The organism is Mesorhizobium onobrychidis (genome assembly GCF_024707545.1).
Classification (GTDB): Bacteria; Pseudomonadota; Alphaproteobacteria; order Rhizobiales; family Rhizobiaceae; genus Mesorhizobium; species Mesorhizobium onobrychidis.
On sequence record NZ_CP062229.1, the window covers coordinates 1,760,976 to 1,774,397 of the forward strand.

General features: G+C 63.1%; 12 protein-coding genes. 5 read left to right on the forward strand and 7 right to left on the reverse strand.

Annotated features, from left to right (window positions below):
- The first annotated feature begins 203 nt into the window (after positions 1–203).
- From IHQ72_RS08715 to IHQ72_RS08730, 4 genes are all read left to right on the forward strand, one after another.
- Positions 204–1,184 (forward strand): ABC transporter substrate-binding protein, encoded by a 981-nt coding sequence (locus IHQ72_RS08715; RefSeq protein ID WP_258122046.1) that lies wholly within the window; start codon positions 204–206, stop codon positions 1,182–1,184.
- 96 nt (positions 1,185–1,280) lie between these two features.
- Complete coding sequence (locus tag IHQ72_RS08720) at positions 1,281–2,333, forward strand: ABC transporter permease subunit (RefSeq protein WP_258122047.1); 1,053 nt, start codon at positions 1,281–1,283, stop codon at positions 2,331–2,333.
- Positions 2,326–3,081 carry an ATP-binding cassette domain-containing protein gene (locus IHQ72_RS08725; RefSeq protein ID WP_258122048.1) on the forward strand — a complete coding sequence of 252 codons (756 nt, stop codon included), beginning with the start codon at positions 2,326–2,328 and terminating at the stop codon, positions 3,079–3,081. Before IHQ72_RS08720 ends, IHQ72_RS08725 begins: the two co-directional genes overlap by 8 nt.
- 744 nt (positions 3,082–3,825) lie before the next feature.
- Complete coding sequence (locus IHQ72_RS08730; RefSeq protein WP_258122049.1) at positions 3,826–4,080, forward strand: hypothetical protein; 255 nt, start codon at positions 3,826–3,828, stop codon at positions 4,078–4,080.
- Between the two features lie 78 nt (positions 4,081–4,158).
- Here IHQ72_RS08730 and IHQ72_RS08735 read toward each other — a convergent pair whose 3' ends face one another.
- The 4 genes from IHQ72_RS08735 to IHQ72_RS08750 all read right to left on the reverse strand — a co-directional run bounded on the left by IHQ72_RS08735 (position 4,159) and on the right by IHQ72_RS08750 (position 8,570).
- Positions 4,159–4,641: an ankyrin repeat domain-containing protein gene (locus tag IHQ72_RS08735; RefSeq protein WP_258122050.1), complete on the reverse strand. Its 483-nt coding sequence runs from the start codon at positions 4,639–4,641 to the stop codon at positions 4,159–4,161.
- A gap of 140 nt (positions 4,642–4,781) precedes the next feature.
- Complete coding sequence (locus tag IHQ72_RS08740) at positions 4,782–5,921, reverse strand: DmpA family aminopeptidase (RefSeq protein ID WP_258122051.1); 1,140 nt, start codon at positions 5,919–5,921, stop codon at positions 4,782–4,784.
- Positions 5,922–5,974: 53 nt separating this feature from the next.
- Complete coding sequence (gene xseA, locus IHQ72_RS08745; RefSeq protein WP_258122052.1) at positions 5,975–7,540, reverse strand: exodeoxyribonuclease VII large subunit; 1,566 nt, start codon at positions 7,538–7,540, stop codon at positions 5,975–5,977.
- Positions 7,541–7,613: 73 nt separating this feature from the next.
- Complete coding sequence (locus IHQ72_RS08750; protein WP_258122053.1) at positions 7,614–8,570, reverse strand: LysR substrate-binding domain-containing protein; 957 nt, start codon at positions 8,568–8,570, stop codon at positions 7,614–7,616.
- Positions 8,571–8,801: 231 nt separating this feature from the next.
- Between IHQ72_RS08750 and IHQ72_RS08755 the strand changes: the two genes are divergently transcribed.
- Complete coding sequence (locus IHQ72_RS08755) at positions 8,802–9,092, forward strand: DUF1127 domain-containing protein (protein WP_095491361.1); 291 nt, start codon at positions 8,802–8,804, stop codon at positions 9,090–9,092.
- Positions 9,093–9,258: 166 nt separating this feature from the next.
- On the opposite strand, the gene IHQ72_RS08760 is transcribed toward IHQ72_RS08755, so the two are convergent.
- The 3 genes from IHQ72_RS08760 to IHQ72_RS08770 all read right to left on the reverse strand — a co-directional run bounded on the left by IHQ72_RS08760 (position 9,259) and on the right by IHQ72_RS08770 (position 13,287).
- Complete coding sequence (locus IHQ72_RS08760) at positions 9,259–10,134, reverse strand: DUF937 domain-containing protein (RefSeq protein ID WP_258122054.1); 876 nt, start codon at positions 10,132–10,134, stop codon at positions 9,259–9,261.
- 206 nt (positions 10,135–10,340) lie between these two features.
- On the reverse strand, positions 10,341–11,714 hold the full coding sequence (locus tag IHQ72_RS08765) for a glutamate--cysteine ligase (RefSeq protein WP_258122055.1): 1,374 nt from the start codon (positions 11,712–11,714) through the stop codon (positions 10,341–10,343).
- Between the two features lie 268 nt (positions 11,715–11,982).
- Positions 11,983–13,287, reverse strand: coding sequence for an IS4 family transposase (locus IHQ72_RS08770; RefSeq protein ID WP_258117880.1), 1,305 nt, complete (start codon positions 13,285–13,287; stop codon positions 11,983–11,985).
- Positions 13,288–13,422: the final 135 nt, after the last annotated feature.

Genomic DNA, 13,422 nt, shown 5'->3' on the forward strand with positions numbered 1-13,422 from the left:
GAACGGGACTGCGCGCATCAGGCTGATCGTTTTTCGACTGGCTGATCTAACGACTGGGGGGCGCTTAGGAGGAAAGCTGCCCAAAAGAGCAAGCAGGCGAAACCCGTTTCTTGCCGTCAGCACTTCGCGTAGCCGGAACGAATTGACGGCCATTTCAATGTCGATCGCAACGGCAAATCTGCCAACACCATGAGGAGGATGTTATGAAGAAGATTGTTGCCGCCCTAGCGGCTCTCGCGATCTGCGCAACGGCGCTGGTCACGCCCGCATTGGCGCAGGACAAGAAGTTCACCATTGCGCTCATTCCGGGTCTTACCACCGACGGCTTTTACATCACCATGCGCAAGGGAGCCCAGGCGGCGGCCGATGCTCTTGGTGTGACCCTGGTTTTCCAGGGCGCCCCGGATTTCAATCCGGTAACGCAAGTCCCGGTGCTTGACGCGGTGATCGCCAAGAAGCCGGACGCGATCCTGATCGCGCCGACCGACAAGGTTCAATTGGTCGAGCCGCTCCGCAAGGCCAATGATGCCGGCATTCCGGTGATCACTGTCGACACTTTCATCGGCAGCGGCGTCTACCAGACCGGCGCCGGCGAGGCGGATTTCCCACTGTCCTATATCGCTTCGGACAACATTCTGGGCGGCGAGATCGCCGCGCGGGCATTGGCCAAGGCCATAGGCGACAAGGGCAAGGTTTACGTTTCGAACGTCAAGCCTGGCATTTCGACCACCGACCAGCGTGAAGAGGGCTTCAAGAAGGAGATGGCGGCCAACCATCCCGGCATCACCGTTCTCGAGACCCAGTTCAACGACAACGACGCCAACAAGGCCGCCTCGCAGCTGCAGGCTGTGTTCGCGCGCAATCCCGATCTCGTTGGCGTGTTCGGTGCAAATCTGTTCTCGGCGCTTGGCGCGGCGAATGGCGTCCAGCAGGCCGGGCAGACCGGCACCGTCAAGGTCGTGGCGTTCGACGCGCCGACCAGCATTGTCGACAACATCAACACTGGCCTTGTCGACGTGGCGATTGCCCAGCATCCCGCGGAAATCGGCTATTTCGGCGTCATGTCGGCCTATGCCCATCTGACGGGCCAGTCGATCCCGGTTGCGGTCGGCACCGGCTTTACGATCATGGACAAGTCAAACATCGCCGACCCGAACATCTCGAAGTACCTCTATTCCGAATAAGTCCAGCAGGTCTCCTTCCGGCTTGCCGGAAGGAGACCTGCGCCGGGTCCCTTTGACCCTGTTTGACGGAGGCCGCGCTGCGGATCGGTACCATTCATGACTTCAACATCGCCAATCGAAACGCATGTCGCTCCTCAGGCGGATCACGGTGATCCGGCCAGGAGCTGGCTCGCACGCATCGCCGAAGGGCGCGCCTGGCTGTTCCTCGCCGCCCTGATCATCTGTTTTGAGGTCTGGTCGAGGCTCTCCTTCGGCGCGACCTTCGTGCTAAACCCGTTCAACGTGCAATCCATTGCGATATTTGCCGTGGCGCCGCTGCTGCTGGCGACCGGGCAGACCTTCGTCATCATTTCGGGAGGCATCGACCTCTCGCTGGGCTTCATTATGGGTCTCGCGGCCGTGGTTGCGGCCCATGCCACGAATATGGCTGGCGTCGCCATGCCGGTGCCTCTGGCCATGGTGTTGGGCATTCTGGCGGCCGTGATCGTCGCCGGAGTACCTGGCGTCATCAACGGCTTGCTGATCTCGCGGCTTCGAATTCCACCCTTCATCGGCACGCTTGGCATGTTTGGCGTGGCGCGTGGCGCTGCGTTCCTGCTGGCCGGCGGCACAACAGTACCGGTCCAGAATTCCTGGTTCGCGCTGCTTGGCAACGGCAGGTTCTACGGTGTGCCTTATCTCGTCATCATTGCCGGCGTCTTTGTCGTCGTGATGCACTACATCCTGAGCCAGACGCGGTTCGGCCAGCACAACTACGCCATCGGCGCCAATGTGCAGGCGGCGCGTCGCGCCGGCATCGACATCAGGGGCCACATCCTGCGCCTCTACGTGCTTTCGGCGATGTGCGCCGGCCTCGGGGGCGCGCTCTATGCAGCGCGCTTCACCGCGGGCGCCGCCCAGGCCGGCGAACCCTTGCTGCTCGACAGCGTCGCAGCCGTGGTGATCGGCGGCGCCAGCCTGTTCGGTGGTTCCGGCACCATCTTCGGGACGGTCGCCGGCGCCTTGGTGATCGCGGTTATTCAATACGGGCTGGTTTTCGTCAATGTCGAGCCGTTCTGGCAGTTCATCGCCGTCGGCCTCGTCATCATTATCTCCGTCCTCATCGACCAGGCGCAGCGCCGGTTCAGTGGAGCTCGCCAAGATGAATAGTTCCGAACCAACCACCCCCCTTCTCGAAGTCCGACACCTTTCCAAGCATTTCGGTGCGGTGCAGGCGCTGAACGATTTCTCCATGGCCGTGCGGCCGGGCGAAGTGGTGGCGCTGGCGGGCGACAACGGCGCCGGCAAGACGACGCTGATCAAGGCGATATCGGGCGTCTTTCAGCCGACCGGCGGTGAAATTCTTCTGAGAGGGCAGCCGGTGACGTTCGCGACGCCGCAGGAGGCGCGCGAAAAAGGCATCGAGACCATTTACCAGGATCTCGCTCTCGCCGACAATTTGTCCATCGGCGCCAATATCTTCCTCGGCCGTGAACCCATGCGCAAGGCCTTCGGTTTCTTGCCGGTGCTCGATCGCAAGGCCATGGCCGTCGCCGCCAAGCAGACCATGGGACGGCTGGACTTCCATGTCAGCCGGCTCGACGCCCCGGTCAGCAATTTCTCCGGCGGTCAACGGCAGGCTGTTGCCATCGGCCGGGCCGTCTATTGGGACGCGCAGATCCTGATCATGGACGAACCGACCGCGGCCCTCGGGGTCCCGGAGCAGCGCAAGGTCATTTCGCTCATCCACCAGCTCAAGGCGCAAGGCCGGGGCGTGATCTTCATCTCGCACAATCTGCAGGATATTTTCGCCGTTTCCGACCGCATCGTCGTGCTGCGCCGCGGCGTTCAGGCCGGCGAGCGCAAGATCTCGGAGACCAATCATGACGAAGTCGTCAAGCTCATGGTTGGCGGCTAATGCATGTCGCCCAAAAGTGCGCAGCGGTTTTGGGACAACGACATGCATAAAAACAAGAATTTAAAGCGCGTCGCATGAAATCCCTTCAGACGCGACGCGCTTTAGGCCGAACCTTTCGATTGCTGAAACAACGCACTCCCCGAGGGGATCAGCTTCCCGGGTGGCGAGCCGGCCAAGCCGGCAATTCTCCGGCGATAAGCGACTGCGACAGGATCGCTGGCACAGCTACCGAGCCTAGCTGCTCAGCATCTCAATGCGCCCGCCCGATTTCCGGCGAAATATGCTCGCCCCCGACGATGACAAAATATGCCATCCAGATACGCTCGGCGCGGCGGAAAGAAGCAGGATGGCGAGCAGAGTCGACATTGCCTGAGGATGTCACTATATAGCGGCGGCTTTGGCCGCGTACCCTAGGATCGCGCAGCGAATGGCGCCGCAAACGTGCCACGTATTGTGACATCTATTGTCATACAAATTGACTGGATTACCGGAAAAAAGCAAGTAGAAACAATGGCGCGATCCGGGACATGATCCCAGCAAACGGTGCCAGTCTCCTCAAGAAAATAGAATCTCCTCAAGAATTTGAATGTGCTCCTTGAACCTTCGATTTCCGTCAGCCCTGTGGAGCTTGGGCAAGATCGGCTTGCCGGGTGACGGCGACTCGGTTGGAATAGGAGCGTGCATCTTTTCGGGGATGCCGGCGTTTATGATTACCAACCGGCGCAGCCGCCAGGGAACAGCAGCATGAGCGAACACGCGATCGAGTTCTTGCAGGAGTGGATCGGCGAAAAGGTCCACTGCCAGTCCTCGCTTGACAGGATCGAGGAGCAGGCCGAGACCCTCGCCAGGGAATGCGCGGCGAAGGCGGCTGAGGCCGGCATACCGCTGGAGGATATCCAGGAAGAGGTCGGCGACATTCAGGAACTTATCGCGTCGAGGCTGGAAGAGGCGGCTGAGGCCGACCAGGACGAAAAGAATTCGGACAAGCCTGCCGAGTGACACGGTCTGTTCCTGGCGCCAGCGATTTGAAGCACAGCATACGCCATTAACTGCCTGCTGAGTGAGCCTAGCGGGCCTTCAGCCCAGGAACGCGCTGATATAGTAAATTCCAATAGTCTTTGCGAGGTCTTCCGGCGAAGAGCCATGCTTGTTTTTCAGCGTTTTATCTGAGCCAGCTGAGAGAAGGAGCTTGATCAACTCGCCGCGGCCCCGTGATTCAAACACGGCACGCCACAGGGGCGTGTTACAATGAACGTCTTGGGCAGAAACATCTGCGCCGCCCTTGACTAGAAGTTCCGCCGCTTCGAGCCGATATTCACGAGCGGCAAAGTGCAGCGGTGTTTCCAGATTCTTGTCCTGCACATTCACGTTCGATCCACGCTCGATCAGTGCAGCGACGATTGCGGTGTCTCCGTCTTTTGTCGCGTAAAACAACGGCGTCCGACCGTCGCGATCTAACGCATCGACATCCTCCCCCTCTGAGATGGCCTGGATGACTTCAGGCGAGCTATGTCTCATCACCGCCTTGTGTACGGGTGCGGGACCATCTGGGTTGCTCATACTTATGGCTCCGATTGGACGATGGGTCTCTTCCAATTGATATTTGTTAGGGCCGTTTATTCGTTGAACTGCTTTTGGGTTAATCCTTCGCAGCCTCAGGGCCATTCCGGGCCGAACCCGGCGTTGCGCCGGGGAAAGTATCAACCAAGATCTACGCTGGGCCTCGCACCGAATTTGCCCTTGAGCCATGCCTTCGGCAGCGCCGGCACGAAATTGCCGTCGCGCCCGGTCATGTCGTCATTGGCGACCAGCGCATTGAGGATCGCTTCCTCCACACTTTCGATCACGGCGTCGAAGAACGGATCGATGTCGGTATCCGGGATAAAATCGGCGCTAGCGATGCGGCCTGACGGCGCCAGTGCCGCCTCGCGGTTGGCGGTCGAAAAGGCCAGGAAAATATCGCCCGAGCTATGATAGCCGAAGCCGCCGGTCATGGCGACGCCGAGCGGCGCCCGGCGGGCCAGCCGCTTCATCTGATGCGGCAGCAACGGCGCATCGGTGGCGACGATCCCGATGATTGAGCCCTTTTCGGCGCGCGGTGTGCTTTCGCGGATCGCCGGTTCCACGAGATCGGGCCTGGCGCGCAAGCCGCGAATGGTGAAATTGCTCCGCTTGCCGAAATTCGCCTGCACGAACGCAGCGACCGTGTAGCGCCGGCCGTGCCATTCGACGATGCGCGATGCCGTGCCGGAGCCTGCCTTGAAACCGAAGGCGATCATGCCGGCGCCGCCGCCGACGCTGCCTTCCTCGATCGATCCGCCGGTCGCGTCATCGAGTGCCGCGGCGACATGCTCGAACCTGAGATGGTGGCCGTTGATGTCGTTCAGGAAGCCGTCATAGGTTTCCGCCGCTACCGGCAGGCCCCAGCCGCTGTCGAGCGCGGCCGGCAGCACGCGCTGCATCCAGCGCAGCGTTCCGTCGCGTGAAACGCCGCAGGAATGCGTGTTGGTGATGGTGATCGGCAAATTGAAGGCACCGGTTTCCTTGATGATGTGCGAGCCGGTCAATTCGCCATTGCCGTTCTGGCTGAAGACACCGGCAAAGACCGGCGTGGCCAGATCGGCGCGCGGTCGGGGCAGGATGGCTGTCACGCCGGTGCGCACCGGTCCCTTGCCGACCACCAGCGCACCATCGCCCGAAATCAGCGTCGAATAACCGACCGCAACGCCGGCCACATCGGTGATGGCGTTGAACGGTCCAGGCGTGCCGTCAAAACTTATGCCGAAGGCTCGCGCGCGCGGCCTGCCGGAAGGCGTCCGGTGATGTGGATTGCCGGTCATGGGCATCCAGAAGTCATCGGGATTATGGGCGCCTGAAAATAATCATTGGGCACTTAGAACAGGGAGCCTTGATTGCCGGACTCCTTGGCTTTGGCGGCCGGCTTTGCAGTTGTTTTCGGTCTTGCGGCACCGCTGGTCGCAACCGCATCGGCGGTTCCGTCAGCGAACTCCAGCGAAAGTGCCATACCCGGCACCACATCCGCAGCTTGCTTGATCACTGCGCCGTCGGCGTCTTTCACCAAGGCGAAGCCCCGCGCCAGCACCGCCTTGTGCGACAGCGTCGCCAGCAGCCGGTCGGCCTGGGTCAGTTTTCCGCGCAAGCGTTCGAGCCGCACCGAAATCACCCGGTCCTGTCGCCGCGACAGCGCCGCCAGGGCATCGGCCTGCAATTTCTGCCGCCTTGCGATCGGCGCAGGCGACAACCGCGCCGCGGTGCGCGAAAACCGCGTTCGCCGCTCGCGCACGATGGCGAAGAACGCCGCCTGCGCACGGGCGAGATCACGGCCGGCCAGCGTGCGCGCCTCGTTCATGCGTCGCGACAGAGTGGCCGGCGTCAGCCGCTGCGCCTGAAGCCTGGCTCGCTTGCGCTGGACGCTGACGGACAGCGCCCGGCCGAGCCGGCTCGTCGCCTCGTCGAAACGCCGGCGCGGCAGCGCCAGCAACTGGTCGGGCGAGGGCAGCGCCCGGGCGGCGGCACGGACCGCCTGGCGCTTGCGCTCGAAATTGCGCGATACCGCGGCTTTGAGCCGCGCACCAAGGCCGGCAAGCGTTACTTCGAGGTCGGCGCGCACGGGCACGGCGATTTCGGCGGCACCCGTCGGCGTCGGCGCCCGCACATCCGCCGCCAGGTCGATCAGCGTCCAGTCCGTTTCATGGCCGACGGCGGAGATCACCGGAATGCGCGAGGCGGCGACGGCGCGGGCCAGCCCCTCGTCATTGAACCCCCAAAGGTCCTCGAGGCTGCCGCCGCCGCGCGCCACGATCAACAGGTCGGGGTGCGGAATAATGCCATCCTGCGCCAGTGCGTTGAAGCCGTTGATGGCGGCGGTCACTTCCGCGCCTGCAGTCTCGCCCTGCACCCGCACCGGCCAGACAAGCACATGCAGCGGAAACCGGTCCTTGATCCGGTGGATGATGTCGCGGATGACCGAGCCTGTCGGCGAGGTAACGACGCCGATGACGCGCGGCATGAACGGCAGCAAGCGTTTGCGGCCGGCATCGAACAGGCCTTCGGCCTGCAGCCGGCGCTTGCGCTCGTCCAGCAGCGCCATCAGCGCCCCGGCGCCGGCCGGCTCCAGATTGTCGATGACGATCTGGTAGGTGGACTTTCCGGGATAGGTGGTGAGCCGGCCGGTGGCGATCACCTCCATGCCTTCTTCGGGGCGGAACTTCAGCCGGGTCATCGTGGTCTTCCAGACCACGGCGTCGAGCCGTGCGCGGTCGTCCTTCAGGCAGAAATAGGCATGGCCGGAGGAATGCGGCCCGCGATAGCCTGATATTTCGCCGCGCACCCGCACATTGCCGAAGACGTCCTCGACCGTGCGCTTCAGCGCGCCGGAAATCTCGCTCACCGTGTATTCGGTGGCGTTGGTGCGTGATTCGGACACTGCGTCGCTCATTGGCCGATTGGGGGGCGGTTGTCCGTCCGCGTCAAGACGGGTGTCTCCGGTGCCGGCCAATTGCGGGGGTTTTTCACCAGCCCGGCGAGATCTGGTTCGGCCTGGTCCGCTTCGTCTTAGAGAAGGCAAATGCCGGGAAGTCGAAGCTTCCCGTATCTTCGCCGAGCGGCACGGAAATATTGTCGAGGCTTTCCGAAATGTGGCGGGCCAGCGCGTCGACGATCTCCGGCCGCGACGTCTGGCCGCGCATGATGCCGATGCGGCAATCGGGCAGGGCGCCGAACCCGTCGGCGTCGCCCAGAACCCGCATGCCGGGCCGCAGCGCGCATTCCGGCAGCACCGAGATCGCCAGGCCGGAAAGCACCGCAGCGGTGATGACTGTCGCCGAGAAGCTGGTGAACAGGATGCGGTAGTCGCGGTTCTGCCGGTCGAGCACGTCGACGGCGGCCCGCCGCCAGATGCAGTTCGGCCGGCCGAAGGCCATCGGCAACGTATCCTGCTCATGCGTCGCGTGGTTGGCCGAAGTGACCCACAGCAGCGGTTCGCGCCGCACAACTTCCGACTGGCCGTGCGCGTCACTGTGCGTCACCAGCGCCAGATCGAGATTGCCGCGCTTGATATGGTCGACCAGCCCCGGCGTCGGCTCGCAGATAACGGTCAGCTCGACGCGCGGATTGGAACGGGCGAAGCGGGCCATGATCTCGGGCAGGAAGCGGTCGGCATAGTCGTCCGGCGTGCCGATGCGGATCGTGCCTTCGAGCCGCCGGTCGTCGAAGGCGGCCAGCGTTTCCCGATTGAGAAACAGCAACCGTCTCGCGTAGGAGAGCAGCCTGTCGCCTTCCTCGGTCAGCCTGTTGGTGCGGCCGTCCTTTTCGAACAGCGGCTTGCCGATCCGTTCCTCCAGCCGGCGCATCTGCATGGACACCGCCGACTGGGTCCGATGCACCGCTTCCGCCGCGCGGGTGAAGCTGCCGGTGTCGACGATTGAGACGAAGGTCTGCAACTGATCGAGATCGAGTGGCGCTTTCATCGTTCCCATCCATCACTGCTGTTGATGCTAAAGATTAGAAACATTCGTTGGATTAATCAATCGAGCGATGGCAAATTCTCCATTGTCCACATGAAGGCAATGCATGTCGCCTAAAGGTGGTCACCGGTTTTAGGACAACGACGTGCATCTTCTATGGGAATCTGGACCGGAACGGCCGCTGTTGCCAGCGCCGATCACTCGTCTTCGCCCGTTCGAATGAAGGAGACTGACATGGCTACGTTTGATTTCGCCACCGAGACTTCGCGCATCACGTCGCGTCCGGCTATTGCGACGCGCGTGGTCAACACCATCTCCAACGTCTATCGCGCCTGGAAAAACCGCCGCGCCTTCTATCGCCTTGGCGAGATGTCGGATGCCGAACTTGCCGACATCGGCTTGACGCGCGCCGATCTCCACGTCGCCATCGAGGTGCCGTTCGGCCGCGATCCAACCGAGAGGCTTCGCGTCATCGCGGCCGATCGCGTAGACACGATCGAGGATCTTGCCCGCAAAGTGACCTGATCGCGTTGGTTGCGTGCCCTTGGGGTGCGCGGCGCTAAAGGATTTCGCAGGCTCCCACTCCCTGCCGGTTCCCCGCCGGCCCGCCTGCACACTGCCCGGTTCTCACAAGGACCGGGCATTTTTCTTTGGGCGGGGCTCAAGATCAGGTTGCGGCCGCCTCGTCGGTTTAGCGCCGATCCATGCCTCGCTTGAACTGATCGAAGATCGATTCCACGCCCTTCTGATAATCGTCGCGTTGCTGCGCGCCTGCCTCGAACATCTTGCCGAACAAATCGTCGAACGGATTGCGTGGCCTGCCGCTCGGATTGGCCTGTGGCTGCGGCGCTTCGCGCTGCTGCGGCGCTTCGCGCTGCGGCTGTTGCGCGCCGCCGCCGAACATATCCTGCAGCACCTTGCCGAGCGGATTGTCGCCATAGGGGTTTGGTGTCTGCTGCGGCTGCTGCGCGCCGCCGAACATGTCCTGCAGCACCTTGCCGAACGGATTGTCCATCGGGCCGGGCTGCGGTGCCGGGCGCTGTTGCGGTGCCGGCGCCTGTGCGCCGCCGCCGGCCTGCCGCATCATCTGCTCGATGATCTCGCCGAGCGGATTGCCGCCGCCGAATCCGCCTGCTGCCTGCATCTGATTTGTGGTCTGCTTGAACAGTCCGCCCATCACCATCGAAGCCACAGCCGGCAGCATCTGCTGCAAGACCTGCTGGCTGACGCCGCTCGCCTGCGCAGCCTGGCTGGCAACGGCGCGGGACAGCTCTTTCGAGCCGAACAGATGGCCAAGAATGCCGTTGCCTTCATCGACGCCCTGCGGCGAGAAAGCCCGGCTTGCGTCCTCGAAATATTTGGCGTGCTGGCCGCTGGCCATTGCCGTCATGAACGCGCCGAGCCCGTAGGGGTCCGAGGTGCTGCGCTTCAGCCCCTGTGAAAAGGCCGGCAGCAGCGCCTCGACCGCCGATTGCGCTTGCTGCTGCGAAAGCCCGAACTGTTGGGCCAGGGCCTGCATGCCGTTGCCGTTTTGAGCCTGCGCCAGAATGTCGAACAAGGAAGGCATTGGTTTTCTCCTCCGGGAAGGTCCTCGCAGGAGAGCCTACCGCATCGGCCCGAAAATCGGAATCGATTTTCGGAAAGCACGATGCGTAGCTTAAAGAGAGTTGGAGCGTCCTTGCGCGTTCAATAGGACGCGCGGCGCTCTAATTGGTTTCTATCACTGATTGAAGCGACTTTTCCTGAGCTGTCGACGAAGCGGATAGCGAGCAGCTAATACGCATACTCCATGAACACCGGCTCGATCGAGCCGCCCCAGCGGGTATGATAGGCGGAGAGCAGCTCCTCGGCGCTGGTCGTGCCGCGTGCGACGACTTCGTCCAGCGTGCTGAGGAACGAAGTTTCGTCGTAGCCGTCGCGGTTCTTGCGGCCGCGGTTCTTCAGCCCCATGCGCGAGACGACGAGCACGTCGCGGGCGATCTCGCGCAGTGTCGTGTTGCGGAACGGCGCCGAAATGCCCTGTTCCGGCACGGCGTTGCGCATCGCCAGCACTTCTTCATAGGTCCAGCTCGAGGTCAGCGCCTCGGCCGCGTCGAGCGCCGCCGCGTCATAGAGCAGCCCGACCCAGAAGGCCGGCAGCGCGCAGATGCGCCGCCACGGTCCGCCATCGGCGCCGCGCATTTCAAGGAAGCGCTTCAATCGCACGTCGGGAAACAGCGTCGACAGGTGGTTCGCCCAATCGCCCATCGTCGGCAGCCCGTCGGGGATCTCGTTGCGGGCCGCACCTGCCATGAACTGGCGGAAGGTGACGTGCGTCATGTCGTGGTACTGGCCATCGCGGATGACGAAGTACATCGGCACGTCGAGCGCCCATTCGACATAGTCGGCGAAGCCGAAATCGGGCGAGAAGCAGAAGTCGAGCAGGCCCGAGCGCTGGTTGTCGGTGTCGCGCCAGATGTCGCCGCGCCAGCTCTGAAATCCGTTGGGCCGGCCCTCGGTGAACGGCGAGTTGGCGAACAGCGCCGTCGACAGCGGCTGCAGCTTCAGCGACACCTGCATCTTGCGGCGCATGTCGGCCTCGCTCTCGAAGTCGAGATTCACCTGGATGGTGCAGGTGCGGTACATCATGTCGAGGCCTTTGGTGCCGACCTTGGGCATGTAGCGCGTCATGATCTCGTAGCGCGACTTCGGCATTTTCGGCGTCTCGGCCAGCGACCATTTCGGGCTGCCGCCGAGGCCGAGGAAGCGGATGCCCATCGACTCGGCGATCTGGCGCACCTGCGCCAGATGCGCATTGCCCTCGCGGCAGGTCTGGTGGATCGTCTCCAGCGGCGCGCCGGACAGTTCGAACTGGCCGCCGGGTTCCAGCGAAATCGCGCCCTGGCCGGTCGGCTCGACCAGCCCGATAATGCGGCCGGCATCCATGATCGGATCCCAGCCGAGTTTTTCCTGCATGCCTTCGAGAATGGCGCGGATGCCGTGATCGCCGCCATAGGGCACCGGCGCATTGCCGTCGACATAGAACGGGAATTTCTCGTGTTCGGTGCCGATGCGCCATTTGTCGCGCGGCTTGTTGCCTTCAGCCAGATGCTCGACAAGCTCGTCGACGCCTTCGATCGGCCGGAAATCGGTTGTGTCGCGCGCCATGAACAGCCCTCCGACGCATGACCCGAAAATCGGCATCGATTTTCGCTGGGGATCATGCGCCAAACCAAAGTGCTACAACGTCCTATGCGCGTCCGAAAGGACGCGCGGCGCTGCAGGCGGCCGGACGACCGCCGGCGCTAGATGGACGAAATGTCAGTAGGCGATCAAGCGAAAAATCCTGAGCCACAGGGTAACTGGAATTGATTGACGCTGCTCCTTCCTTCTCCCCTTGTGGGCTAGCGTGCGCACACATCTGATTTGGCGGGGATTAGTTTGGATTTGCAAGAGCGAAGCCCTCGGCGATGGCGTGGAAGCGTTTGAGGCCGTTGCTGAAGGTGACGGGACCTGGCGGCCGCTCCTTTGCGTAGCCGTTCCACCCTCCCAGCCGGGCGATGCACCAAGCGGCCCAGGCGAGCGTGTGTTGCGGATGCGGGTTGTTCTGCTTTTGGGTCTTGCCTTCGAGCCTGGCAATCAGCGCCTCCAGCACGGTGATCTCGGCGGGGCTGAAGAGGCGTGCAGCCTTGAAGGCCTGGCCGGCGGCATCGCGCCCGTGCACGAGTTGCATGACCCTGGTGGCGACGATCAGCGCGGTCGCGGCCAGCCGTTCGAGTGCCTCACCATCGGCAAGCAGGCTTTCCTCCAGATCGATGGCCTGCGACTTCACGGTTCGGAACAGCTGTTCGACGGTCCAGCGCAACCGGTAGAGATCGACCATGCGGCAAGCGTCGGCGAGCGTTTTGACCGCGTGAGTGGTCAACAGCCGCCAGATCACCGCTTCCTTGGGCGAAGGCGGATCGATCTCGCGCACTTCGACCATGTTGAGCGTGATCTCGCGCGGATCGCGACAGTCGGCACCAAGGCGCGGCTGGCGCAAGGCGACCGCGGCGAAGCGAACGGCCAGTTGCACCTTGCGCGCCGGTCGGCCGGGACGCGCCTGCAGTTCGAAGGCGGTCCGGCCGGCTTCCGGCGTTTTGGCGATCTCGCCGAACAGACGGCCGCCCTGCTCACCCAGAGCCCGGTCGCGCACGGCGCGGATGAGCACATGCGTGCGCTCGTCAGGCAGCCTTGCCAGCACTTCGTAGATGTCGGCCTCGCGGTCGCCGATCACGGTAGCCAGCGGCGTGTCGGTCAGCGCCTGGCGGGCCGCCTTGGCGGTGGCGATCCATTTGTAGCTTTCCTTGGCTTCGATCGGCAGGGCTTGGTAGTCGTGCGCCTTCTGCCCCCGGCGCCGCCAGATCGTGGCAGCCGCAAGCCCCAGCACCGAGCCGTCGGCGGCATCCACGGCCAGCGCCGGGTGGACGAACAGCCCGACATCCTTGCCGTTGCCGACATGCCCGAGGCCGCGCTTGCGCGAGGCCTTGGCCTCATAGTTGATCTCGCTGCTGTCCTCAATGATCAGCACATGGCGGCCGGCCGCCGCCTCGCCCGTTCGCGCCGCCGCCGTGCGCACGATCTCCGGCACCGTCACTTGGGGATTGCGAAACAGCCGCGTGAACGCAATCTGTTCCGCCCGCGTATCGGCCAGCCTGCGCAGGCCCGCGCTGACGCGCGTGCACATGCGCTCCAGCACCATGCTCCCCTTTTTTGCAGGCGCAGGTCGCCGAAGTATCCAAGCAGCAAAGCCATCGTCGAAATCTCCCGAATCAACAATGGCAGCTACAGAATCACACATGATTCCAACCCCACAAGCCAAACCTGCTACCCGACC